General features: G+C 37.4%; 25 protein-coding genes. All 25 read right to left on the bottom strand.

Annotated features, from left to right (window positions below):
* Positions 1-7: 7 nt before the first annotated feature.
* Positions 8-1,018, bottom strand: a complete 1,011-nt coding sequence (locus VEI_RS03100) for a branched-chain amino acid ABC transporter permease (RefSeq protein WP_059361864.1) — start codon at positions 1,016-1,018, stop codon at positions 8-10.
* Positions 1,018-1,899: a branched-chain amino acid ABC transporter permease gene (locus VEI_RS03095; protein ID WP_059361863.1), complete on the bottom strand. Its 882-nt coding sequence runs from the start codon at positions 1,897-1,899 to the stop codon at positions 1,018-1,020. The genes VEI_RS03100 and VEI_RS03095 overlap by 1 nt, the downstream gene beginning before the upstream one ends.
* A 14-nt stretch (positions 1,900-1,913) precedes the next feature.
* Positions 1,914-3,062: an ABC transporter substrate-binding protein gene (locus VEI_RS03090; RefSeq protein WP_059361862.1), complete on the bottom strand. Its 1,149-nt coding sequence runs from the start codon at positions 3,060-3,062 to the stop codon at positions 1,914-1,916.
* Positions 3,063-3,207: 145 nt separating this feature from the next.
* Complete coding sequence (abc-f, locus tag VEI_RS03085; RefSeq protein WP_059361861.1) at positions 3,208-5,121, bottom strand: ribosomal protection-like ABC-F family protein; 1,914 nt, start codon at positions 5,119-5,121, stop codon at positions 3,208-3,210.
* Between the two features lie 32 nt (positions 5,122-5,153).
* Positions 5,154-6,353 (bottom strand): type II secretion system protein GspD, encoded by a 1,200-nt coding sequence (locus VEI_RS03080; RefSeq protein WP_059361860.1) that lies wholly within the window; start codon positions 6,351-6,353, stop codon positions 5,154-5,156.
* On the bottom strand, positions 6,329-6,994 hold the full coding sequence (locus tag VEI_RS03075; RefSeq protein ID WP_059361859.1) for a hypothetical protein: 666 nt from the start codon (positions 6,992-6,994) through the stop codon (positions 6,329-6,331). Before VEI_RS03075 ends, VEI_RS03080 begins: the two co-directional genes overlap by 25 nt.
* Before the next feature lie 140 nt (positions 6,995-7,134).
* Positions 7,135-8,124: a UDP-glucose 4-epimerase GalE gene (gene galE, locus VEI_RS03070; RefSeq protein ID WP_059361858.1), complete on the bottom strand. Its 990-nt coding sequence runs from the start codon at positions 8,122-8,124 to the stop codon at positions 7,135-7,137.
* A 17-nt stretch (positions 8,125-8,141) separates the two neighbouring features.
* On the bottom strand, positions 8,142-9,569 hold the full coding sequence (locus tag VEI_RS03065) for a glucose-6-phosphate isomerase (protein ID WP_059361857.1): 1,428 nt from the start codon (positions 9,567-9,569) through the stop codon (positions 8,142-8,144).
* Positions 9,570-9,581: 12 nt separating this feature from the next.
* Complete coding sequence (locus VEI_RS03060; protein ID WP_059361856.1) at positions 9,582-9,860, bottom strand: DUF1294 domain-containing protein; 279 nt, start codon at positions 9,858-9,860, stop codon at positions 9,582-9,584.
* 11 nt (positions 9,861-9,871) lie between these two features.
* Positions 9,872-10,789, bottom strand: a complete 918-nt coding sequence (locus VEI_RS03055) for an NAD-dependent epimerase/dehydratase family protein (protein WP_059361855.1) — start codon at positions 10,787-10,789, stop codon at positions 9,872-9,874.
* 16 nt (positions 10,790-10,805) lie between these two features.
* Positions 10,806-11,468: a ribonuclease H1 domain-containing protein gene (locus tag VEI_RS03050; RefSeq protein ID WP_059361854.1), complete on the bottom strand. Its 663-nt coding sequence runs from the start codon at positions 11,466-11,468 to the stop codon at positions 10,806-10,808.
* Positions 11,469-11,476: 8 nt separating this feature from the next.
* Entirely contained in the window at positions 11,477-11,968 is a 492-nt protein-coding gene (ybaK, locus tag VEI_RS03045; protein ID WP_005380842.1) for a Cys-tRNA(Pro) deacylase, read from the bottom strand.
* An 11-nt stretch (positions 11,969-11,979) separates the two neighbouring features.
* Complete coding sequence (locus VEI_RS03040; RefSeq protein WP_059361853.1) at positions 11,980-12,978, bottom strand: nucleoid-associated protein; 999 nt, start codon at positions 12,976-12,978, stop codon at positions 11,980-11,982.
* A 194-nt stretch (positions 12,979-13,172) separates the two neighbouring features.
* Positions 13,173-13,685, bottom strand: a complete 513-nt coding sequence (locus VEI_RS03035) for a biotin transporter BioY (RefSeq protein ID WP_059361852.1) — start codon at positions 13,683-13,685, stop codon at positions 13,173-13,175.
* A 159-nt stretch (positions 13,686-13,844) separates the two neighbouring features.
* Positions 13,845-14,705: a UTP--glucose-1-phosphate uridylyltransferase GalU gene (gene galU, locus VEI_RS03030; protein ID WP_059361851.1), complete on the bottom strand. Its 861-nt coding sequence runs from the start codon at positions 14,703-14,705 to the stop codon at positions 13,845-13,847.
* 11 nt (positions 14,706-14,716) lie between these two features.
* Entirely contained in the window at positions 14,717-16,267 is a 1,551-nt protein-coding gene (locus tag VEI_RS03025) for an LptA/OstA family protein (protein WP_059361850.1), read from the bottom strand.
* Positions 16,268-16,285: 18 nt separating this feature from the next.
* Positions 16,286-17,416, bottom strand: coding sequence for a hypothetical protein (locus VEI_RS03020; protein ID WP_059361849.1), 1,131 nt, complete (start codon positions 17,414-17,416; stop codon positions 16,286-16,288).
* Between the two features lie 114 nt (positions 17,417-17,530).
* Entirely contained in the window at positions 17,531-17,977 is a 447-nt protein-coding gene (locus VEI_RS03015; RefSeq protein WP_059361848.1) for a hypothetical protein, read from the bottom strand.
* Positions 17,978-18,168: 191 nt separating this feature from the next.
* Positions 18,169-19,176, bottom strand: coding sequence for a hydrogenase expression/formation protein HypE (gene hypE / locus VEI_RS03010; protein WP_059361847.1), 1,008 nt, complete (start codon positions 19,174-19,176; stop codon positions 18,169-18,171).
* Entirely contained in the window at positions 19,177-20,295 is a 1,119-nt protein-coding gene (hypD, locus tag VEI_RS03005; protein ID WP_059361846.1) for a hydrogenase formation protein HypD, read from the bottom strand.
* A complete protein-coding gene (locus VEI_RS03000) occupies positions 20,255-20,506 on the bottom strand; it encodes a HypC/HybG/HupF family hydrogenase formation chaperone (protein ID WP_059361845.1) in 252 nt (83 codons plus the stop codon). Before VEI_RS03000 ends, hypD begins: the two co-directional genes overlap by 41 nt.
* 120 nt (positions 20,507-20,626) lie before the next feature.
* The gene (hypF, locus tag VEI_RS02995) at positions 20,627-22,924 is read right to left on the bottom strand and encodes a carbamoyltransferase HypF (RefSeq protein ID WP_059361844.1); all 2,298 of its coding nucleotides are present in this window, start codon (positions 22,922-22,924) and stop codon (positions 20,627-20,629) included.
* Positions 22,925-22,967: 43 nt separating this feature from the next.
* Entirely contained in the window at positions 22,968-24,377 is a 1,410-nt protein-coding gene (gene scfB, locus VEI_RS02990; RefSeq protein ID WP_059361843.1) for a thioether cross-link-forming SCIFF peptide maturase, read from the bottom strand.
* Positions 24,378-24,542: 165 nt separating this feature from the next.
* Positions 24,543-24,686 (bottom strand): six-cysteine ranthipeptide SCIFF, encoded by a 144-nt coding sequence (gene scfA / locus VEI_RS02985; protein ID WP_004693318.1) that lies wholly within the window; start codon positions 24,684-24,686, stop codon positions 24,543-24,545.
* Between the two features lie 99 nt (positions 24,687-24,785).
* Complete coding sequence (locus VEI_RS02980) at positions 24,786-25,505, bottom strand: ECF transporter S component (protein ID WP_059361842.1); 720 nt, start codon at positions 25,503-25,505, stop codon at positions 24,786-24,788.
* Between the last annotated feature and the right edge of the window lie 29 nt (positions 25,506-25,534).

Below are 25,534 nucleotides of genomic sequence, written 5' to 3'. Positions count from 1 at the left end.
TTCCCTCCTATCCTTGTTTCTCTTCTTGTTTGCGTTTATACGCTTCAAATCGCTCTGTTAACACTTGTGATTCTGGGATATATGGAGCCTTTTTAAAACCTAATTTACGGCTGATTTTATCTACCATAGATTCTGTCAAAATACCGTCTGGGCGAACAGCCATTAAGATTACGAGCAATGCACCATAAATGATATCTCGATAATCGGATAAGAAACGCAAAACTTCTGGCAATAATGTAAGAATAAAAGAACCTAGTACAGAGCCCCATACTACATTAGAACCACCAAATACTGGGAATAATAAAATTTGTACTACTTTGTGATAACTAAAATCGGTTGGATTAATAAAGTTTGTAATATGAGCATACAAACCACCACCGATACCAGCGATGAAGGCACCAATGATGAAAGCCATCATTTTGTAGTATACAACGTTAATCCCCATTAATTCTGCTGCATGATCATCAGCTTTAATAGCTGCAAAAGCACGACCAACACGGCTATTATTAATGCGTACACAGAAAGCAATAATTAAAGCCAATACTACCAATAAAATAATGATAGCCATTAAATTTCCCCATGTTACTGCATCAAGGCCCATTAGACCATCAATATCAAATTCATAGGCATAATTTGTCAATTCTTGAGGAATAGATGGTATACCAGATAAACCTAATGCACCATTAGTAACATCTAAATTCAAGAAAATAACGCGTACAACTTCACCAAAGCCAAGGGTAGCAATGGCAAGATATAAACCACGAAGACGTGTTGTTGGTAATCCAATAATAACGGCTACTAGACTAGCAACCAAACCACCAATAATGATACCTACGATGATAGGCAAATCAGCTTTCAAAGAAAGCATAGCACCTACATAAGCACCAACACTCATAAAACCAGCGGCCCCAAGAGAGAGCTGACCACTTGCAAGGGTGAAGTAAATAGAAATACCCATGATGGCATTGATGATGAAGAACATCACGATCTGTAGATAATACGGGTTTAATAAATCCATTACGGTCTCCCCCCTTTATCTTTAGAACCAAACAAGCCTTGTGGGCGCCAGAACAATAATAGGATAATGAGGCCAAAGGCTACAGCATCACGGAATGTGGATGCACCATAAGCAACAGAGAATACCTCTGCTACACCAAGAATGAAGCCACCAACCATGGCACCAGTAATATTGCCAAGACCACCTAAAATAAGAACCGCAAGACCTTTAAATCCGATGATAACGCCCATAGTAGGTTCAATCGCATTAAAGGATAGGCCTACGAGTACACCTGCAGCTGCACCTAGTGCAGAAGCAATCATAACAGTTACAGAAATAATCATCGTAGGATTAATACCTAAAAGAGCCGCTGTTTCAGTACTCATGGATACGGCACGAATTGCTTTACCAATTTTGGTCTTTTTAATCACTACATTTAAAATAACCATTAATAAGATGGATACACCTAAGCCGATGATTTGTACCATGGAAATTTTAAAAGCCCCAAAATCAATTAAACCGCCAATATAATCTGGTGGGAAAGATCTCGTTTGAGGACCCCAAAGCAATAATGCCAAGCTTTCAATAAAAATAGAAACGCCGATGGTACTGATAAGTGGTGCCAAGTGAGACACCTTTTTCTTTCGCAGTGGACGAAGAGCCACGAATTCTAGAAGATAACCAAGGATAGCACCTACTGCCATAGCTACGATAAGGGCTACAAAAATGTTAACGTTAAAAATTGTTACCATAAAAAGACCAACGAAGGCACCTATCATAAAGATGCCTCCGTGAGCCATGTTGATAATATTCAAAACACCAAACACTAGTGTTAAGCCAATAGCGAGTACAGCATATAAGCTACCGAGGGTTAACCCGTTAACTAATTGTTGTAAAAACACTATACTACCTCAACTTATTTTGTTAATGCGTCAAATTGACCGTTTTTAATTTGTAATACTTGAACTTCCATGGAAGGGTCGCGTTTTTCGTTGAACTTGAACTGACCAGTTACACCAACGAAGTCAGCAATATTTTTCAATGCTTCACGGAATTTTTCACGATCAGTTGTGGATCCTGCTTTTTTCAACGCTGCTTCATAAAGATATACGGCATCATATGCTTGTGCAGCGAATTGGTCAGGTTCTTTGCCATATTTAGCCACATACGCTTTACGGAAGTCTTTAACCTTTTGGTCTTCTTTATTTGGGAACCAAGGTGTACCTACGATGACGCCGTTAGCCGCATCGCCAGCAATTTTAATAAATTGTGGGCTGTTGAAGCCGTTGGATCCAACTACAGGTTGATTCATACCCATTTCACGCATTTTTTTCATGATAAGGGCACCTTCTTGGTAAAGGGATGCAACGATGATTACATCTGGTTTAGCTTGTTGAATCTTAGTCAATTGAGCAGAGAAGTCAGTATCTTTATCTGCAAATGTTTCAGTATCAACGATTTGTACGCCTACAGATTCCAATGCTTTACGAGCTGTATTGTTTACAGATACCATTTGGTCATTGTTGTTAGAATACATAATAGCTGCTGTTTTAAAGCCCAATGTTTTATGAGCTTCTTTGATAGCTGTATCTACCGCTAAGGATTCAGGAACAGCATTACGGAAGATATAATCCCCAATATCTGTAATACCTTCAGCAGTTGTAGATGTACCAAGCGCTACTACTTTGCTTTTATTTGCTACAGGACCAGCTGCCATCATTTCACCAGATAGCATAGGACCGATAACTGCTACAACTTTATCTTTTGCAATTACTTTGTTCATCGCATTGATAGCTTCGTTTTTATCACCTTTAGTATCTTCTACTAACAAATTGATTTTCACAGCGTTTGCATCAGCATTGATTTCGCTTACAGCCAATTCTGCACCAGCTTTAATGGATTCACCATATGCTGCGGCACCACCGGTTGTTGTTGTTAACAATGCAATTTTAGCTTCATTACTATTTGCATTACCTGCATCTTTATTACTACCACAACCAGCAGCAACAGCCATTACGCCAGCAAGGCCAAAAACGGCAACTTTTTTTAACATAGATTTATTCATGCTACATCCTTCCTTTAACACGTCTTAATAGCAAATTATTTAGTATAAATTATATATACATTTATATTATGAGGTATTTATTATGTTTGTCAATGAATTTGATACATTTTCTATAGAATTTTGTTGAAAGTAATATAAAATATTTTTATTCACCTAGTAGTTCAGAAAAATGTTCCCACTTCTCATACAATGAATCTAAATCATGTTGAGTATCTTCAATCTGTTTAGAAAGCTTAGACATTTCATCTAAATCTTGTTGCACTACAGGATTTGCTAACTGTACCTCATACATCTTCATTGTCGCCTCTAAGCGAGCAATTTCTTCTTCCACCTCAGCTAATTGCTTTTCAACCATATAAGTATTTGTTTTTTTCTTAGATTCATCTTTTGAAAGAATAATCTCATTTTCACCCCTTGCCACAGTTTGAGAGGATTCTTGTACTGGAGCAGTCAGTGCAGCTATATCATTTTGCTCTTTAAGTTTTTCTTTATAGTATGAATAATTACCTAAATATTCAGTAATTCCCTTATCTTCTAACACCAAAGTTCGCGTGGATACTTGATCTAAAAAGTACCTGTCATGAGAAATAATAAAGCAAGTACCACCAAACTGTTTTAATGCACTTTCAACAATTTCACGTGTAGGTACATCTAAATGGTTAGTCGGTTCATCGAGGACTAGGAAATTATCTCCTTGCAAGAATAATTTTAGCAATGCTAATCGTGCTCGTTCACCACCAGATAAGTCCCCCACAAGCTTAAACACATCATCACCTTTAAAGAGGAATGAATCTAACACATTTCGTGCTTTTTCTTCTGTGAAATTATAGTTATTTATGATCTCATCAACCACTTGCCATTGATTATGTAGTTCTTCATGCTCTTGGGAAAAGTAGCCTACTTGTACACGATTTCCAATATCTATATAACCGTCAGTAGGGAGTAATTCACCAATGATAGCTTTTACCATTGTAGATTTACCAGCCCCATTAGGACCGATTAAAGCGACAGATTCACCACGACGAACCACTACGGATACATCATCAATAATTGGTTCCCCTGATCCATAACCAATAGACACATGGTCTAATACGAGTACCTTATCGGCACTCATTGCAGCAGGAGGAAATTTAAACTCTAATGAGTGCGAGGTTACAGGAGCTTCTAATCGTTCCAACCGATTCAACTGTGATTGACGCCCTCTAGCCATCTTAGACTTAATACCTGCACGATACTTATCAATATATTCTTCAGTTTTCTTGATATATTCTTGCTGCTTTTCATAAGCAATTGTATCTGCTTTTAAACGTTCATCCCGTTGTGCCACATAGCGACTATAATTACCGCGATAGGTTGTAGCCTTATGATGATCTAATTCTACTACGCCAGTCACAATCCGATCCATAAAATATCGGTCATGACTAACGATGAGAATCCCCCCTCGATAGGAGGATAAATAACCCTCCAACCACTCTAACATTTCCATATCTAAATGGTTCGTAGGTTCATCTAAAAATAAAAAATCTGGACTACGAACTAAGGCCTTTGCCAAATTAATGCGCGTCTTTTGTCCACCAGAAAAGGCATTGGCTGGTTTATCTAAATCTTCATCTGTAAAGCCAAGTCCATAAACTATACGCTTAGTCTTTTGCTCATAATCGTAGCCACCTAGCCATTCTAACCGATTTTGTAAATAATCAAGACGTTGTAAGTCACTTTCACTAGCCTCATGAGTTTCAAGATATGTTGTGAGCTCGTGTAATTTATCTTCTAAAGCATGAACATCTTCCCAGGCAGTTTCTATTTCTTCGGCCAAACTGGCATCACCCAAGTTGACATCTTGTTGTAGATAGCCAATACTTGCCACGGGCGATGTTACAACTTGACCTTCATCTAATTCCTCAATGCCGAGGATACATTTTAATAATGTTGATTTTCCGGCCCCATTAGGACCAACTAAGGCAATTCTATCGCCTTCTTTTATCTCAAAGGACACATTGGAAAACACTTGGCGCACCCCAAATGATTTTCCCAGGCCGATCATTCGAATGCGTTCCATTCAATACCTCCTTTATCATTCAGTAAATATTATTATACCACAGTCGCCTTTACAAAAATGACCATTTCCACACTATCCTTCGTCTTTCGACTGTGTTTAAATAATTTTCCTAATAAAGGAATATCTCCAAGTAATGGGATTTTCTCCATCTGTCTTTGATCTCGATTATCCATTAGTCCACCAATGACTAATACTTCGCCCGGTTGTAATCGCACTCTTGTCTGTGCCTGTCTAGTTGTAATTTTATAAGATTTCAATTCAGATACCATAATAGGTGAACTCACCTCTGCTCGTATTGATGTATCAATACTGCCATTTTTTGTAACAATAGGCGTGTAATCTAATTTTATACCTACTTCTTCATAATGAATGGATTGCTTTCTTTCCCCATTAGATATAGTTTCCTCCACTACGGGAATTCTTTCACCAATTAGTATATGTGCTTCTTCTCCATTTAGAGCCATAATGGATGGTGTTGCAATCACAACCGCTTTCCCTGTTGTTTCTAATAAACTCAACTCAGGTTTTACAAAGAACTTGTATGCTTCACCATCTGGCGCCTTACCAAATGTAATGGCCCCATAAGAATGAGTCTTATCACTGCCATGTCCAGTTAGACTCAACCAAGACCACCGAAATCCGGTTTCCTTTGTATAAGAATGTTCCATAGCCATAATTGTAGCCTCTAACCGGACCTGTTTTACATCACGATCAATAGCCTGAATAACTGATTTTACTCCTTTTTCCTCATCGCCAGTAATATTGAATACTAACTGATTGGTTTCTTTATGAATTGCAAATTTTCCATTAGGCACTACTGTTTTTATTACCGATTCCAAGGAGCTTGCTGATGCTACATTTGGCTCCACTACCATAACATGACGATGTTCCTTTACACCAGAATGCCCAATAACAGTAATTATGCCCTGTTCATTTTGTATATCAAAATGATACATATCGCCTAAGCGCTGTAACATCTCCAACGGTGATTTACCATATATATTTCCTGTCACAGTACCTTCCAATGTATTGATACCAAGTATATCAATTTTATAACTACGACTAATTGCCTCCACAACATTAGCCAATGACGCTTTACTCACGGTCATACTATATGCGTGTTCAGTAGCATTAGACGCTTGTAATTGGACTGGTTCCTCTGCCTTCATATACGGATTTCCTACTACCCACCAAATCAACAGTACTATCATAATTCGCCAATAACTACACATCGTACATTTCCTCCTTCATCAAGGGTTATACAATTTTCATCCACACTAACTATCTTGATGCCCTGCCAGGACTCCCCCTCCATGACAACGCTTGAGTTCGAACCAACACTTACAATGACAGATGATTTAGGACCACGGACAATACCATTAACATGAACTGATTTTTGTTTATTGTATTTTGATTCGATACTCTTAGTACCTACTTTATCCGCCGTATTTGCTTTCCGTTCTTGCTTTTCTTTCTTCTTACTATTTGAATGTAACTTAGATTTAGAATCTGATAACTCTCCTTTGTTAACCATTTCACTCATACCATCATCTATAGTCTCATTATCAAGCATTTGTAAAGGAGCTAAACCATTCATAGCCTTTGAATCACCTAACACTTCACGCCAGGGAAACCCTCTTAATGTATCTCCCGTATTATATAGTAATTTTGCTTCATTTTTATCTTCAGCTGATTTAGACACTACATTTGACTGGGACTCCATCGGGATATGGTTCTCCTCTGGTATGTGAAATACACTCCAGGCAAAAATAATTAAACCTAATAAAATTAATATGAGTATCCCTTTTTTATATCGTTTATATTGAGTTACATACTGAATAAATTTATCTTGTAAAAGCTGATTAATATGCATTCATAAAAACTCCTTTCATATGTCTTAGATTAATACCTAACATCAGTATGCAACACTTATACCTATAAAAAAAGGACACTAATAGTCACCCCCGTGACTATTAGTGTCCTTTACAAATCATAAACTATATGCTTTTAACTTTATATGTCATCGTAACCAGATGGATGCAAACGATGCCAACGCCATGCATCACTAATAATTTGTGATAACTCACTATGTTTTGGATTCCATCCTAAAATATCTTTTATACAGTCTGAGGAAGCAATTAATGTGCTTGGATCTCCTTTCCGACGCTCACCATATTCAACAGGAATATTAATACCAGTCACATTTTTAGCTGTATCTATAATATCTTTTACAGAAAAGCCATTGCCACTTCCTAAGTTAAAAACTCTAGATTCTCCTCCGCCAACAAGATAATTCATAGCTAAAACGTGAGCTGATGCTAAATCAGTGACATGAATATAATCACGAATACAAGTGCCATCAATCGTATCATAATCAGTTCCAAAAACTGTAATGTGAGGTCTTTTTCCCAAAGCCGTCTCTAACACCAAGGGAATCAGATGTGTTTCAGGAGAGTGATCTTCACCAATCTCACCACTTTCATCAGCACCTGCAGCATTAAAATAACGTAGTGCTACATATGTTGAGCCATAGATAGAACTATAATCATGTAGCATATCTTCAATCATCAATTTGGTTCTACCATATACATTAGTTGGTTGTAATTTAGATGTCTCTACAATTGGCACTACTTCAGGTTCACCATAAACCGCTGCTGTACTTGAAAATACAAAGTGTTGTACACCTGCCTGCCGAGCTGACTCTATAAGTCGATAAGATCCTACAACATTATTCTCATAATAAATCGATGGATTTATCATAGATTCTCCAACTTGAGAATGTGCAGCAAAATGCATAATACCTTTTATATTATTATCTCTTAAGACATTAATGATTTTAGGATTTGCAATATCTAATTCTATAACCTTAACGTCACTAGGAATCGCATTACGATGACCACGTGAAAAATTATCAACTACGATAGGTGTAAAACCAGCATGTATTAATGCTCTAACCGTATGGCTACCTATGTAACCAGCACCACCTGTAACTAAAATATTCATATACACCCCCATAATAACTACGATTGTTTTATTGTTTGAAGCTTTGGACCGATGAGACGCTTATACACCTCAACGCCAGGTTGATCAAATGCATCTACACCAGCCAAAATAGATTCAAAATAAACAGCCCAACAATGCATAAACATTATTTCCCCTAAATGAAATGCATTTAATGTTGGTACAGATATGGTCATATTAAAACGATTATCTATAGATAGGGCCTCACGATTTGCATCAAGTGCGCTATTTAAAATATCACTAATAGGAATATCACCAATTGCATCAAGTTTGTCGTACTCACTATATAAATTAGGAACAACCAATGATGTATTCCAATCTCTTACCTTAATAAATTGAACTACCTTGTTAAGTCGCCCCTCTTGGTGTTCTTGCACTTGTGCGTGCATATCCATCGTGCCTACTGCAGGAACAGGTGTACGTCCATAAGGAAGACAGGTATTACTCATTTTACCTAATGATTCGGATAAGAGCTGCACATACCAATCGGATAAAGAGTGTAGAGACTCACCATAAGGCATGAATACCTCTATAATACGTCCATATCGCTCAGATGCAATATATTTTAATAATGCACTAAATAGTGCAGGATTTTTATAAACATCCTCTTCTTGGCAAGCCATATCCATCGATGCAGCACCGGCTAAAAATCCTTCAATATCAAATCCCACAAGAGCCGCTGTAACGAATCCTACCTCAGTAAAAACGGAGAATCGGCCTCCTACACCATAAGGAACGGAGAATGTTCTCCATTGATGCTTGATAGCCATATCATGAAGAATAGTAGGATGTGTATCATCATTTGTTTCTGTAACAACAGTAACTTCATAATTAATATGATGATCTTCAAGTGCTTTCTGAAGAATCATGAAATTTGCCATTGGCTCGATTGTGGATCCAGATTTTGATGTAACTACAAGTAAAACCTTGTAATCTTTTCCCTTTTCATTGGCTTGAGATATTAAAGTTTTAATAAGTCCTTCTAAATAAGGGCCATCAACATTAAACCCAGCAAAATAAAATCTAGGGTAGCCTTGTCGTTCTTCATCAGTATAGTTATTCCAAAATGAGCCACATTGTACATCAAAAATAACCTTACTCCCCAAGTAAGAACCACCAATACCAATAGATATAACCGTATCGATATTCTCACGAGCGTACTCACGTAAGCAATGCAATCGATTCATCATTTCTGGTGTATTTATACCATCTTCTGAAATATAAGGTAATTGATAAAATAAAATTGGTTCTGGTTGACCATCTTTAGATAGATGCCCTTCTTCATACCCTGTAGATCTCAAAATATTGGTGTGACGCCATACATTTTGAATGGCCCGTTCAAAGTTTTGTATGTCTCTTGCCTGTATGCAGCTTTCATTATAGATATTACTATAATCTAATTCAAAGCCAGAATCTAACTGTAACATCAAGAATCTCCTTTATGTACCTATCCAACCATATCCATAACCAATACCAAATACGGTCCAAAGAATAGCGATGGGAATCAATAACTTAAATTTTAGTTTTGCCGTTTTATGATTACAAACTACCATGCCTAACAATGCGCCAAGACCGCCATAAGCAAATGCTAAAAATAACAATGTGAATTCAGAAATGCGTTCATATCCCTTAATGGAAGAAAACTTATCGTATCCATATATACAAAATACAATACAATTCCATACAGCCATAGTAATTAGAAAAGACGTTTCACTCATAATCCTATATATTATTTCCCCTTAAAATATGAGATAGTATCTCTCAATCCACGTTCTAAATCAACTGTAGCAAGAAAATCAAAATCAACTTTAGCCTTTTGATTACATAGTCTAGAGTGACGAATATCCCCAGTTCGTTCCGCCTCATAATAGACTGGAAGATCCTTATTACTAATAGATTTAAAATAGCTCACCAATTTATTAACAGATGTACTCGTATTGGTAGAGATATTATAGACCCCTGTTAATTCCGGATGATTCATGGCTTTAATATTAGCCTCTACTACATCATCTACATAAATAAAATCTCTAGTTTGCTCACCATCTCCAAATATAGTAAGCCCCTGACCTTCATTAATGAGGCGGGTAAAAATACTAATTACACCACCTTCACCACCATCACCTTGACGCGGTCCATATACATTTGAATATCTAAAACATACTGTTTTCAAACCAAAGGCTTGTTCATAAATACGCAAATAGCCTTCACCGGTTAACTTGGTTAGTCCATAAAACGATGTTGGTTTCCCTATCATATCCTCTGTGAGCGGTAATGTATCAAGATCCCCATATACTGCAGCAGAGGATGGCATAAGAAAATGTTCTACCTTATGCTTTCTAGATGCTTCAAGTATATTAACCAAGCCTAGTAAATTTACATCACAATCCATCTTAGGATTTTCCATAGATGCAGGTACCATCGTTTGTGCCGCTTCATGAAATACTACTTGAGGTTTAAAATCTGCAAAAATAGATTCTATGTTAGCGTCTCGTACATCCATTTCTATAAATACTGCTTTTGGATTAACAAATTCTCGTACCCCTGTTGTGAGATTATCTATTACCAATACTGTATGACCTAATGCTATGAGTCGATCGACCAGATGGGACCCTATGAATCCGGCGCCCCCCGTTACACAAACGCGCATTGTTTTCCCCTTTTGATTATTTACCTATCGCTGCCCCTGCCTTTGCGAGTTGGTCAGCCATTTCATTATATGTATCACCAGTATGAGCATGTACCTTGTGAAAGTATACTTTCACATGCGGAAATACACGTTCACAAAAAGTTGCATATTCATTGGTTAATACATTATTTCGTTTCCACTTCTTCGTGGCCCACATTTCTATCCCCATATAATCATAATATAAAGAACACTTAGAAATCCCATGAGTTAAAGCATATTTCATAACATGCATGGCCGCCAATAACTCACCAGACACATTCCAAAACTCTGTATATTTCACATTTTTTGTGCCGAATGAAAATGTTTCTTTATTTCCATTTAGAAACATAATACCTCCGGAACCTACAGACTGATTATATTTATCATAACTACCATCAATATATGCAATTAAATGATTGGTTTCTGAGAAATCAGGAGCTATAGATTTCTTTGTATGGTTTGTTTTAGACGTTTTTGATGATGCTAGATAATCACCAATACTCATACCTTCATCACCTATAAAGGCCTGGGCTTCTGACTTAGTGGGAAAGGATTTATAAATAGCCCCACCAAAGCCTTTAACCTGTTTTTCACAATCGGTCCAAGTTTCATAAATGCCTGGCGTACGGCCTGCTTTTACAGCATAAAATTTCTTCGCCATACAACCTCCTAATGCTTCATGGTAAGCGGTACAAATTCAGCATTTACTACAGATTGTAAATCTTGTGGATTAACATGCATCTGCATGCCTCGTAAACCAGCACTAACATATACAGCCTCTTGAGCTTGCATCGTTTCATCAAAATATGTAGGAAATAGCTTTTTCATACCTACCGGCGAGCAACCGCCCCGTAAATAACCAGTTATACCTAATAAGTCCTTAACATGAATTAATTCAACTGATTTATTACCACTGACACGAGCAGCCTGTTTCATATCTAGTTCTTCAGCTACTGGAATACAGAATACTACATATCCTGTTTTATCACCCTTGCCAACTAAAGTCTTAAATACTTCTTTTTCATCAAGACCTAGTTCATCAGCTACATGAACACCCTGACCTCGTTCTTCAGACCATTCATATTCATCAATCGTATATGCTATGTGATGAGTATCTAATATGCGTAATGCATTTGTTTTTTTATGCTTTTCCTTACTCATATAAGAGCCTCCTATTTATTAACAATTTTATTTATATTCTTTAATTCAATGCGTAAAGTACCATCATCATTAGTTTTAATTTCGATAAACTCCCGATTTTGCATATATTCTACAGGGAACGAAATTTCTATGCCAGTATCGGTTTTAATCTTATGATGTTCGCCTACTTTCGTAGCAAATTCACGATTTACCGGTAAAGGTCGCATCATATCTTGTTCAGCTAACTCCTTTTTCGCAGCTTCTTGTTGAATAGGATTAGATTTAAACACTTCTTCTACAATGCGAATAGGATTAACTGTATCAGATACTTCCGCATTTTTAGCAATCATAGATTTCGCCATTGTCAGCTCTGCTACGCCATCGGATTCGTGTGCTTGAGCCACCTTATCTATAATGGTTTTTACCTTTTTAACAGTATCTCTAGAGGATTGATCTGTACCGAGTTGTAACACCTTATCTGCTAAGATGTAACAAACTTCACCGTCATATTCACCTTTTGGTTCAAAAATACGAACAGATAAATCCATTGTATTTATTGATACAAAAGCACGTAATTTTTGTGTAGGCATCGGTAATACTGCCTTATGAGGTACAAGCTCGGTGGCTAGGGAACCATCATCTTCACTAAATAATTGGTGGGTAAATGCATCGTGAGCTTGGCATAAAAGCATACAAATATAGGATGTATCTGTCACCACATCGCATACGATAGTATCAATGACAACACCTACTGTGGCTTGTTTCATATAGTCAAAGGTCTTCTCCCCTAACTCTTTTGCTAACGTAACAAAGGCGATTTCACCAGATTTATATTCACCGATTCGCTTTCCCATAGGGCTATGTGCATGTAATGTCCCTGTTCTCGCACCAGGATCTTTAAAAGCTTTCGTTACATGGCCTGCAATATAGTCATGTATGTCTTGCTCACCTATTTTTAATTCATGTTCAGAATAGACCGCTAAAGATGATATAAAATCAAAAATCTCTAAGGCTGCTTTATTAATTTGCATGATAACTCCTAAAGAATAAAAATATTACTCTTTATTATACCATTCTTTTAGCAATTCTTTGTCTATTTTTGAATGATCAATAATTAGACATAATTTAAACAGCTATATTTATGTTCATAAATTAAGAGAAAGTAATTATATATCCTCTTAATACAACAAAGGAGGTGCCTGTTAACACCTCCCTTGTTATAGTATTAGATTTTAATTTTAGTGGCTAACCAAGCAGCAACTAAGCATTTTACAATATCTCCAGGAATATAAGGGAACATTGCAGCGGTTAATGCAGCCCAAAGTGGAGTTCCTGTAACAAGCATAAATCCAGCAACACCAAAAATATATACTACAGGAATTGTTATAGCAATAGAACGCCAAGCATAAGAGAAAAAGCTTCGAGACTTACCTTTACAAACACTCAACAATGTATATGCTATTGGCCAAGAAACAATAAAGCCACCTGTAGGCCCCCATAATTTAGTTAATCCAGAAGTACCACCAGCAAATACGGGAACCCCTATAAGGCCTAATAAAATATATACTAAGAATACCATTAATGCGTCCTTCGGCTCCAACATTAATCCTGTTAGTGTAGCCACTAAAGTTAGTGCTATCACTGGAACAGGGCTAAATGGTAATGGAAAAGAAATCCATGCTGAAACACATAATAAGGCCGTTAGTAAAGCCATTTTAGTTAAACGTCTTGCTTCCATATTTTACCTCTCTATATATTATAATTATTACTATTAAATTATAATCAACCAGCCAACCATCGTCAACTAATTAATTTTGACTAGTTAACAACAAAAGCCACCATTGATAATCAATGGTGGCTTACACTGTAAAGCTAGATTTATAAAATATAATATATATTATAAATTCAAACCTTTCAAATACTCTTTGAAGGTAGTGCCTAATTCTTCATTGCGAAGGGCATATTCTACAGTAGCTTTTAGATATCCTAATTTATCGCCTGTATCATAGCGAATACCTTCATAAGCTAATGCATAAGTATCTGTTTTTGATGCGGCTAAAGCATCTGTCAACTGTACTTCATTACCAACGCCTGGTTTTGTATTTTCTAGAATATCAAAAATATCCGGTGTCAAAATATAGCGTCCGAGAACAGCTAAATTAGAAGGTGCTTTATCAACGCTTGGCTTTTCTACTAAACCATTTACGCGATATAAATTATCAGCTAGTGGTTCTCCTGAAACAATACCATAAGAACTTACCTTATCATTAGGCACAAATTGAGCACCAAGTATAATCCCTGAATGTGTCTCATAACACTCCATTAATTGTTGTAAACATGGTTTTTCTGGATTATAGACAATATCATCACCCAACAATACTGCAAATGGTTCATCACCAATAAATGCCTTAGCACATAGTACGGCATCACCTAAACCACGAGGTGCTTTTTGACGGATAAAATGAACCTTAATATCCGCCAAGTCCTTTACCATAGCTAACTGTTTATTTTTACCTTGTTTTTGCAATAACTCTTCGAGCTCAACACTACTATCAAAATGATCTTCTATAGCGCGTTTGCTACGACCGGTTATGATAAGAATTTCTTCAATACCAGAATCAAGTGCTTCTTTTACAATGTATTGAATTGCCGGTGTATCAACAATAGGCAACATTTCCTTTGGTTGTGCTTTCGTTGCTGGTAGGAATCTCGTACCAAAACCAGCAGCTGGAATGACAGCCTTACGAATAGACTTCATGTGTATGCTCCTTAGAAATCTTTACCAACGAATTTGATTTTCCATTGGTTATTGTTATTTTTATGAGAATCTTTATATGTTAAATACATATCAAAGGAGTGCAAATCACGATGGTATGTGTAATAGATAGAATCCACATCGCCACTCATCATATTTTGTTTAACACTCACAGAAATATCATCGAGACGTGTCAATTTAAAGGAACCACCATAGATGAGCTCCTTAGGAAGCTCTGTACTATCAAAGCGATATGGCGAGTTGTTATAGTTAATATTGCGTTGATTATACGATACCCACGCATTAACTCTAGGTCCTACAGCTGTACGGAATTGAGCGCCCCAGTACGGCATGCTACGTATCGACTTATCATAGCCATAATAATCGCGTTGATAACCGCCGAAGAATCGCAAAGTACCATCTTTCCAAATGGTGATAGGATCATGAGATACTTCTACCTTATAGTCCTTATGGACCCCCTTTACAGATCCTTCTTTCCAATAACCAATGCTTGTTTCACCACGTGCAGTAAATGGAGATTTACCAATATGGTACGTATGTGTATCAAGACGTAATTCGCCGATTTTTTCTACCCATACAGTTTCATCATTGTATTCATTGGATACTTTACTATACCCGATAGATGCAGTCCCCCAAGGTAGGTAATGACGATAGCCTATTTGCGGCTTAAATCCCGATTTGAAATACCATTTATAATCAAAATAGGCTTCGCCGGATTTTCCCATTGGAATATCAGCATTACCACGTAATCCAAACCCATCATCACTATTATAAATAGGACGAGGCATAATAGAAAATGCACTTACTTTACCTTGTTTATCTCCACGTATAGATTTTGTATAAGATTTCAAGCTAAAAAGTTTAAAATTCTTGATGTAAAAGCTTGGATGTTGAATTACTACCTTATCGCCAGGATAGATTTTAATGTCTTCACCTTCAATACGGTAATCAGGTGTATGCTTAAATGCCATGGCATGCTTAGACGTAATCATACCCTTCTCTATGGAACCAGTTTGCCCATCATAAGATAAGTTTTGACCCTTCACATAATACGGATCAGACCAGCCTTGTGTATGACCTGCATCAAAATGTTGATCACTAGTACGATAGGTCATAACATCACCAGTAAGATCTTTTGTTTTACCACCATCTTCCAAATAGCGATATGGTCCATCTGCAGTCCTATACTCTGTAGTCTTAGTATTACCAGTAATGCGATTAGCTAATAATGTGCGATTACCTTGAGTAACCACTACATTACCAAAAGCATTTACATCGCCAGTACTACCGGAATATGTCATCTTATCTGCATCTACACGAGTTGGTAACTTTTCTGTCGGTGCAGTAATCGGTGAAGCACCACGACGAACAACACGAATATTGCTGCGTTCAGGTGTAGACGGCTGTTGAATTTCACCTGCATAAGATTCAGATATACTATCCAAACTATCTTGATATGTAATTGATTCTGAAGCAGCCCATGCTGGCTGGGCTAGACAAAGCAAGCATGCTGCCACGAGCCATTGTATTCTTTGTTTCCTCATGGTCACTAAACTCCTCTATTAGTTACGTTTTACTACAACGATTGGTTGGGATACATTTTCGACCGTATCATTTGTATCTTCCACGTCTTCCTCTGAAGTATCTTCTGCATCGACATCATTTCCAACTACATCATTATTAGGGCTATCTGCAGAATCATCTACTATGCTTTCATTTGTATTTGTAGATGGTACAGTAACCGCATCAGCTAACTCATCATCACTATGAGCTAAACCATCACCACCAATAACAAGACCTTGAATGGAGACAGAATCTTGCGGTTGAATGAATACAGTAGATCCTGCTGGGTAATCAATATTTTTCCCTTTAATAAAAGCACCACCTACAAGACCAACAGGGCCTAATAGTACAGCACCAGCAATAGATGCACCAGCAGCCTTAATCTCACCTTTTGTCTTTTCTTTTGCTTCATTGCCTTGGATAGCAGTAAATTCTGTGCCATCAATAGCAGGAACAGAGTCAAAAGTAATATCTAGTGCGCCATTGCGACCAAAGGAGCGTGCTTTTTTCAAAGTAGTAATCGTTGCAGATCCAACAGTACCAGCTGGAACGAGTAAAACATTGCCATCCATTACATTTTCAGCAACAGTAAATTTAATTACATCGCCTTCATGGCTTGTTTTTGTAGATACTGCATCATTGAGGATTACTTTGAACACATGGTCAGATGCTAATGTACCGACTTGATTTGTAAGCGTTACATTGCTACCATACACCTTTGTTTTCAAACTGATAATACGCTTTTTCAATGGACCATTTGCAATTCTACCATTAACGCTACGTTCCATTTTTTCAACACGTTCTACAAGAGATCCGTCGTTAATGCTATTTTGATAAGTATATTCAAGAGCATCCATTTCTTCACGTAAGGAAATACTAGTACCACTACCTTCTACAGAATCATATAAAGAATCCACACGTTTACTTAATGTCGCACTATTTCCAGAGAATCCGTTACCATACACTGTTTCATCTAATTGGTTAATGCGATCTACTACGGCACCATCTTGAGGTGCACCATATACAGTGGTTTCCAATACTTGTGTTTTTTCCGTTACTGTACCAGGTGCAGCAAACGCTGTGCCTGTCAACAAAGATGCCATCAAAAGTGTAAGTACTTGCTTCTTCATATAATCCTCCAAAACTAATCCCCTATAGGACGTATACGTTAAACAGCACAATAAGCACGGGCCTAAGACCGTGCTTATTTTCTGAGTACCTCTAACGAAGTATCTCAGTGGCCATTAAATTTTCAAATCAATAAGCGCAGATACACCTACACCTTGAACACGGGAAGCGCCAACTGGATTTGTACTATCTACAGGTACTAAACCTTTAACGCGAACCATACCATTAAAGCTACCTTCGATTTGAGCAACAGCTTTAACTTGTTCAATACTAGATGCAGGGCCAGTTACTTGCGCAGCACCAATATAACCTTTAGTACCAATACTTACAATAGGAACAACCTTTGTAGTATATTCAGTACTTAAATTATTTTGTTTTAGTAATTTATTTAGGAAAGAGTCAATTTGTGGACCAAATTTGCTTACTAAAATGCCGACACCACCAATTTTAGCAGCGCCACCAAGAATACTGCTCAAGCCACCAGCTTGAGTGGTTAAAACACCACCAAATGCAGTCGTAGTCAAACAAATCCCTAGTACAGCAGTCATAATTTTCTTTTTCATGATAAGCCTCCTAATAGATACTTATATTTTAACAAATTCTATACATAGTTTCTAGTATAAGTATAAATACTTATACTTAAAGATAATAAAATTATATAAAAGTACAATGAGTTTATTGTGAGTTTTACACAATTTAATTTTTAACTATGTATTTTTAAAAAAATTATACACTAATCACTAAAATAAAGCAATCAACAGATTCTTGGCACTTGATCTTCGCCTAACAAATCTACAAGCCGAACACCACCTATGGATGTTTGTAAACCAACTTTACCAATATTCTTATCCATAGTTTTTCCTATATGAGTGGCTTCACGACCTTCAGGATAACTATGTAGTATCTCTAATACTTGATTCGTCACCGTTGGCTCCACCACAAAAATACATTTACCTTCATTAGCTAAATATAACGGATCATAGCCAAGAATATCACAAACAGACTGAACCTCATCATGAATAACAAGTTGAGATTCGTTTACCTTAATGCCGACTTGGCTTTGTTCTGCAATCTCTTTTAATACGGTACCTAAACCACCTCTCGTAGGATCACGCAACAATGCAACTTGTGAACCCACCTGTTGAAGGACAGCATGAACCATATGGTTTAGCGGTGCACAATCCGTCTGAATCGTATCTGATAATTCAAGGCCAAAACGTTCACCCATGACGGCTATGGAATGGTCTCCAAGGGAACCTGATACTATGATATCCATATTAGGTTTCACACGATTAGGCCCTATATTAATCCCTTCAGGAATCATTCCAATACCAGAGGTATTAATATAAATTTTATCTACTTCGCCCTTTTTAACAACTTTTGTATCACCTGTAACGATTTGTACATTAGCAGCCTTAGCCATATCAGCCATGGTACTGAGAATTAGCTCTAATTCATCAAAAGGTAGCCCTTCTTCTATAATAAGCCCACAACTAAGGTATTGCGGAATAGCCCCATTCATAGCTAAGTCATTAACCGTACCACATACAGCAAGCTTGCCTATATTACCACCAGGGAAAAAGGTAGGTTGTACTACATAGGAATCAGTAGTAAAAGCCATACGACCAGAAGGAACAGAAAATTGAGCTCCATCATGTAAAGGTGCCAACAAATCATTGGTAAAATATTTTAATATAAATCGTTCTGTCAATTCGTGACTAAAACGGCCACCATTGCCATGAACTAAACGAACTCGTTCCATCTAATCCTCCCAGGCTAATCCACCGCTGGAAAAACCATATTTATACCAAGCTGCACAGCTACCTTCTACGGACACCATACAGGCACCTACCGCATGATCAGGTGTACAAGCCTTACCAAACAATGGACATTCATTAGGCTTGATTAAGCCTTGTAATACACTACCACATTGACATCCCTTTGGATCCATAGAAGGTTTTTCTAACTGAATAGGCAAGACCTTTTCTACATCCAAAAAGGAATACGCCTCATTCAATGTTAGTCCTGAACTTGGAATTACACCAATTCCGCGCCATGTGTCATCACATACATCATACACTTCGTTCATCACACACACAGCAACCGGATTACCCTCCTTCATAACCACCGAATGATAAGTATTGCCTACTTTAAACTGCCCACTTTGTCGTTGTTCCAAAATATTGACGATAGCTGAAAGTATTTCAATTCCATCAAATCCAGCAATGCAGGAAGGTATTTTATATTCATTTGGCAAAAATTCATATGGTTTTTCCCCAATAATAACACTTACGTGCCCTGGCAAGATAAAACCATCAATTTGCCCTATATGTCGATCTAATAAGGCACGCAATGCAGGCGGTACTAATTTATGAGAAACCAAAAAGAATACGTTTTTCACATCTGCCTGAGCTACGGCTTTCACAGTAGCTCCGATTACGGCAATCGTCGTTTCAAAGCCGATAGCTAGAAACACAATATGCTTATCAGGATTCTGTTTACTTAATTCTAATACCTCTAAAGGTGTATAGATAATATGAATATGTGCGCCCTGTGTCTGTGCCTCACTAAGACTACTATAACTACCTGGTACCTTTAACATATCACCAAAGGTAGCAATGATGACATCATCGCGTTTGGCATATTCTAAAGCCTTATCCATGTAAACTTGATCTGTTACACATACAGGACATCCAGGTCCACTCACCAATTCAATACCTGCTGGTAATAATTGACGCAATCCTTCTCTAAAAATGGATACTGTATGTGTACCACAGACCTCCATAATTCTCACCCGTTCACCAGGTGTATGAAGTTCATTAATGCGATGCAATAAGGCATCAGCTGTTTTCTGTTTTTCCTGCAAAGTAAGCTTCTTCAAGTTCTTCCAACTCCCGGAAGGCATCTAGCGTTGCCTTCGCTTCTTCTTCATCTACAATTTGAACGGCAAAACCGGCATGAACTAACAGCCAGTCCCCCACCTTTGCATCTGGCACAAGAAGCAAACTACAATCGCGCGTTGCACCGGTTAACTCTACGGTGCCAATGGCATCATTAATAGAGATTAACTGTGCTGGTACTGCTAAACACATATACCCTCCTCTAGTTAATAAAAATTAAACTTATATTTGTTATCATTAATTTGAATATTTTCAATATAGTTATTGTATCACAATTAGAAGATGAATTTCTGTAACCTAGAACACTTTATATTATGTATGATGAGCAATCCATAATTGACCTAATGATAGCCCCCCATCATTACAGGGAACCTTTTTATTAACATATAAATTGCCATGATGCCATTTATGTTGTAACAAATTCAATAATTTACGATTTTGGAATACACCACCACTGATACATACATCATCAATGCCATAGCGCTCACATAAATCAGCACCTACTTCACATATTGCAATAGCTAGCGTCTTATGAAAGCTTGCAGCCAAGGAGGCTACACTTTCACCATGCACATAGCCATCCATAATTTGTTGTACGGTAGGTATCAAATCCAAAACTTGCCCATCATAATTAAAATCTAATAATTGGCCTTTTTCGTCGCCGCATTTAGACTCTAAAGCGATGGCGATTTGTGCATCAAAGGTGTGAATATTCCCCAACCCCAATAAAGAGCCAATCGCATCAAATAGCCTGCCTACACTAGTGGTCATCATCATCGGCATATCAGACTGTAGTGCTTTATCAAGAATTTCCCATCCCACAGGCAGATTACCAGTCCACTCTTTATAAACCTCTGGTATATCCTTACCATAATAATTTCGTATATACCACAAAGCTTGGCGCCACGGTTCTAAGACAGCCTTCTCACCACCTGGAAGTGGTGCCCCGTGAATATGTGCTACGCGCATGTATTCAGCGCCATAACACAACATAAACTCGCCGCCCCATATAGTATCATCATCGCCATAACCAGTACCATCAAAACATATCCCCAATACGGGATATTTTAAATCATATTCAGCCATAACCGATGCAATATGGCTATGATGATGTTGTACTTCTATAGTTGGAATATTGAGCCTTTCACTTAAGATTCGACCATAATTGGATGAGAAAAAAGAAGGATGTTTATCCATAACTATAGCCTCTGGTTTTACATCAAATAGCTGCTCATACCGTTCTATGGTCCACTCATAGGTGTCATGCGTGGACTGACTCGCTAAATCACCAATATGCGGGCCCATTAAAACCTCTTGCCCCTTATTCATGGCAAAAGTATTTTTTAAATCACTCCCCATTGCTAATACAGATTTATTAGACAACGATTCACAATGAATAGGCTCAGGTACAAACCCACGACTGCGACGAATCAAAAGAGGTTTGTCCTCCACAACTGATATAATCGAATCATCTACAGGTGCAAAAATTTGACGATTATGAATCAAATAATAGTCTGCAATCCCTTGTAATTTAGAAAGTGCAGGTTCATCTTTATAAATAACAGAATCGCCACTAGCATTGCCACTTGTCATTACCCATACCCCATCTGAGGGCACCAATACATAATGAATAGGTGCATAAGGTAACATTACGCCTATCATATGATTATCTGGCGCTACAAATTTACTAATTGATAATGTCGATCTATCTCTTTTCTCTAACAGCACGATAGGTCTTGCCATATTTGCCAGCGCATCTAAGTCGCCATCACTAACAACAGCAAAGTCCTCTACAATATCAATGGAGCCCGCCATAACAGCAAGAGGTTTATCTTTTCTTTGTTTTCGTTCACGCAAAGTTTTTACAGCCTCATCATTTGTAGCATCACACACCAAATGATAGCCCCCAATGCCTTTTAGCGCTATAATCGCACCACTGGCGATTAATTCTCTCGCTTTATCAAAACAATTGTCCACAGCACACAGCTGACCGTTACGGTCTAACAAACGATAACTGGGACCACAATTTGCACATGCATTTGGTTCCGCATGATATCTACGCCCCATTACATCTACATACTCAGTATGACAAGATTCACACATTGTAAAATCAGCCATTGTAGTTCGTTCTCTATCATAAGGCATAGATTTGATAAGAGAATATCGAGGTCCACAGTTTGTACAATTGATAAATGGATAGTCATGACGGCGCCCCTGCTCTTTCATCTCTGTTAAACACTTATCACAAGGAGATGTATCAGCACTAATGAAAGTGTTAACGGTCCCTCCAAGAGGAGATGGTGCAATGACAAAAGCATCCTTTTCATTACATTCTAAGTCAGTAGGTTCCAAAGGTGTAATACCGACATGGGTTATACGACATAATCGCGGTTGTTCATCTTGAATCATATCCACAAATAATTGTAATGTATCTTTATCAGCTTGAGCCTCAACATATACACCGGAACCATCATTAAATACAAATCCATTAATACCTAATTGATGGGCCAACATAGAAACAAGGGGTCGAAATCCGACCCCTTGTACGATACCTGTAAATCGAATTCCCCACCGTTCATTAGTTTGTTTGTCTTCCAATCTAGTGTCCATAGTGGCTCCTATTACACAAAGTATAACAATATTTATAACTTATTTATCCTAAAGCTACAGGAATACTACCATCAATGCCAGCTTGCTCAAGTTCAGCTTGAATCATGATAGCACATTCAATGCGTTTCTTTTGTAGACGACAGCCAAATTCATAAGGTGTCTCTAAATCGCCACCTAATGTAATATTATTGGCGTGACAACCACCAGAACAGAAGAATTTAGCCCAACACTCAGCACATGTAGGTTTTGTAAATACATGTGTATTACGGAAATCCTTTGGAATTTCAGTATTTTTTAAACCTTCATATACATTACCAAGTATATAACCATCTTTGCCTACAAATTGGTGACATGGATAAATATCTCCATTTGGCACGACAGCCATATATTCATGACCAGCCCCACAGCCACGCAAACGTTTTGCCATACAAGGTCCACGGTACAAGTCCATACGGAAGTGGAAGAAATTAAATTTCTCACCCCACCCGTCCTTTTGGCGTTGCAAATATATATCTGCTAATTTTTCATATTCTTTCTCAAGCGTTGGCCAATCTTCTTCGCGAAGTACATAATCGCCTTCTTCACCAACTACGGGCTCCATAGATAAGTGTTCAAAGCCTAAATCAGACATAGCCAATACATCTTTAGTGAAATCAAGATTCTTATGTGTATATGTACCGCGTACATAATATTCTAAACCATGACGTTGCTTTACAGCATTTACAAGATTTTTAGCAATATACTCATAAGAGTTAGCTCCACTACCAGCTACTGGGCGCATTGCATTATGTACATCTTCACGACCATCTAAAGACAATACTAAGCTCATTTTATGTTCGTTTACATAATCGATTTTCTCTTGATTCAATAACATACCATTCGTAGTTAATGTCAATTTAAAAATCTTGTTATATTTTGGAGCTTCTTGTTCGATATACTCTACTGTTTGTTTTACTACTTCCCAATTAAGAAGAGGTTCACCACCAAAGAAATCGATTTCACAATGCTGACGAGAACCACTCATTTGGATAAGAAAATCAACAGCCCGTTTAGCTACATCAAAGCTCATCAATTCTCGTTTTACACCACCGTAATCACCTTGGCTAGCAAAACAATATTTACAAGCTAAATTACAATCATGTGCAATATTTAAACATAAAGCTTTAACAATTGGCTTCTCACCAACTACAAGTTTAAACTCTGTACTCATAGGCGCAAATAACTGCTCTGCAGCGATTAACTCATCTAATTCATCCATGATTTCATTCAATTCTACAGGATCATGAGAGCTATCTAAAGTAGCATGAACCGCATCGCGATTCGTGCCATCATATATATCTAATACTTTATCAATGAGTTCATCAATAACGTGAATGATACCGCTATTTACATCTAAACAATAGTAGTTATCTTTCATCCGAAACTTATGGATCATTGGTTTTAATTCTAACATGGTACCTCCAAATTGTGTGTATGTGAAAGAACTAAACTATATAGAACTTTCTAGATAATTGTACCACATTTTTAGTATATCGTGCTGAAAGTGTTCATAAATATATACCATATACATTATGTAATGTAATCATAACAAAAAAGAGAGCCATCGGCTCCCTTTTTATTATTTTTGTTTGCAAACTTGGTTGCCTACTGTGCAGCTTGTTTTACAAGCAGATTGGCAAGAAGTTTGGCATTCACCACAACCACCAGTTTTAGCAGTTTTTTGTAGAGATTCAGTGTTGATTGTACGAATACGTTTAGCCATGATTATCCTCCTCAATACTTATTGTATTAATATTATTTTATCATAGGTATTGAAACTATGTAAAACATAAATTGTAGTGCACCTATAAAAGTAAATCCATTAATTAGACAATTCAACAGATTCATTAGGTTCTTCTTTTTTTACTTTTTGTACATCCTTACGCAATGCTTTTCGTAAACCTAATGCAATTGGTGTTACAATTACACCTGCAAATATGGCCTCCGGAATGCCATGCGTAGCAGACAAAATCAATATAGTCCCTAACACTTGATCCGCTGAAAGATGCATTGCCTCTGCAAACATATTGGAGTATAGTACATAAATTAATCCCATTACCATACATGTATGGAATATAGTGCCCATGAATGCGGAAACTATTAAACGAGGTCCTTGTGGCACCTTCCACAGTGATTTATATACCAATACGGCTAGCACTGGAAATAAAACGCGCGGTAACACTGATACCAATGGATTAATAAATAAGGGTGACAAAATATTTGGTGCTGTAAAGTTTTGCCAGAAACTATACATACCAAAAATAAGTCCAACAAAAGCACCTACCTTAGGACCTTCTACTAGGGCCCCTATCAAGGTTGGTACATGTAATGTTGTGACATTTAAAGGCCCCAAAGCCATAATGCCATATCCAGATAAGCCTAAAATAATTGTAATTGCTGCTAACAAACCTACAATGGTAAGCTCACGTAATGTAAGACTAGATTTTTTAACAGGTTCCTTGCTCTGCTTACGCTCCATTGTGTCAGTTTGCTGTTCATGGATTGATACCTGTTGGTTACCATCCTTCACATTTTCATTCATAGAAAAGTCCTCCTCCGCTCTCATTCTTT

This window comes from Veillonella tobetsuensis (genome assembly GCF_001078375.1).
In the GTDB taxonomy this organism is placed as follows: Bacteria; Bacillota; Negativicutes; order Veillonellales; family Veillonellaceae; genus Veillonella; species Veillonella tobetsuensis.
Note: the sequence above shows the minus strand (reverse complement) of the source record. Positions and strands in the feature narration are given on the sequence as shown.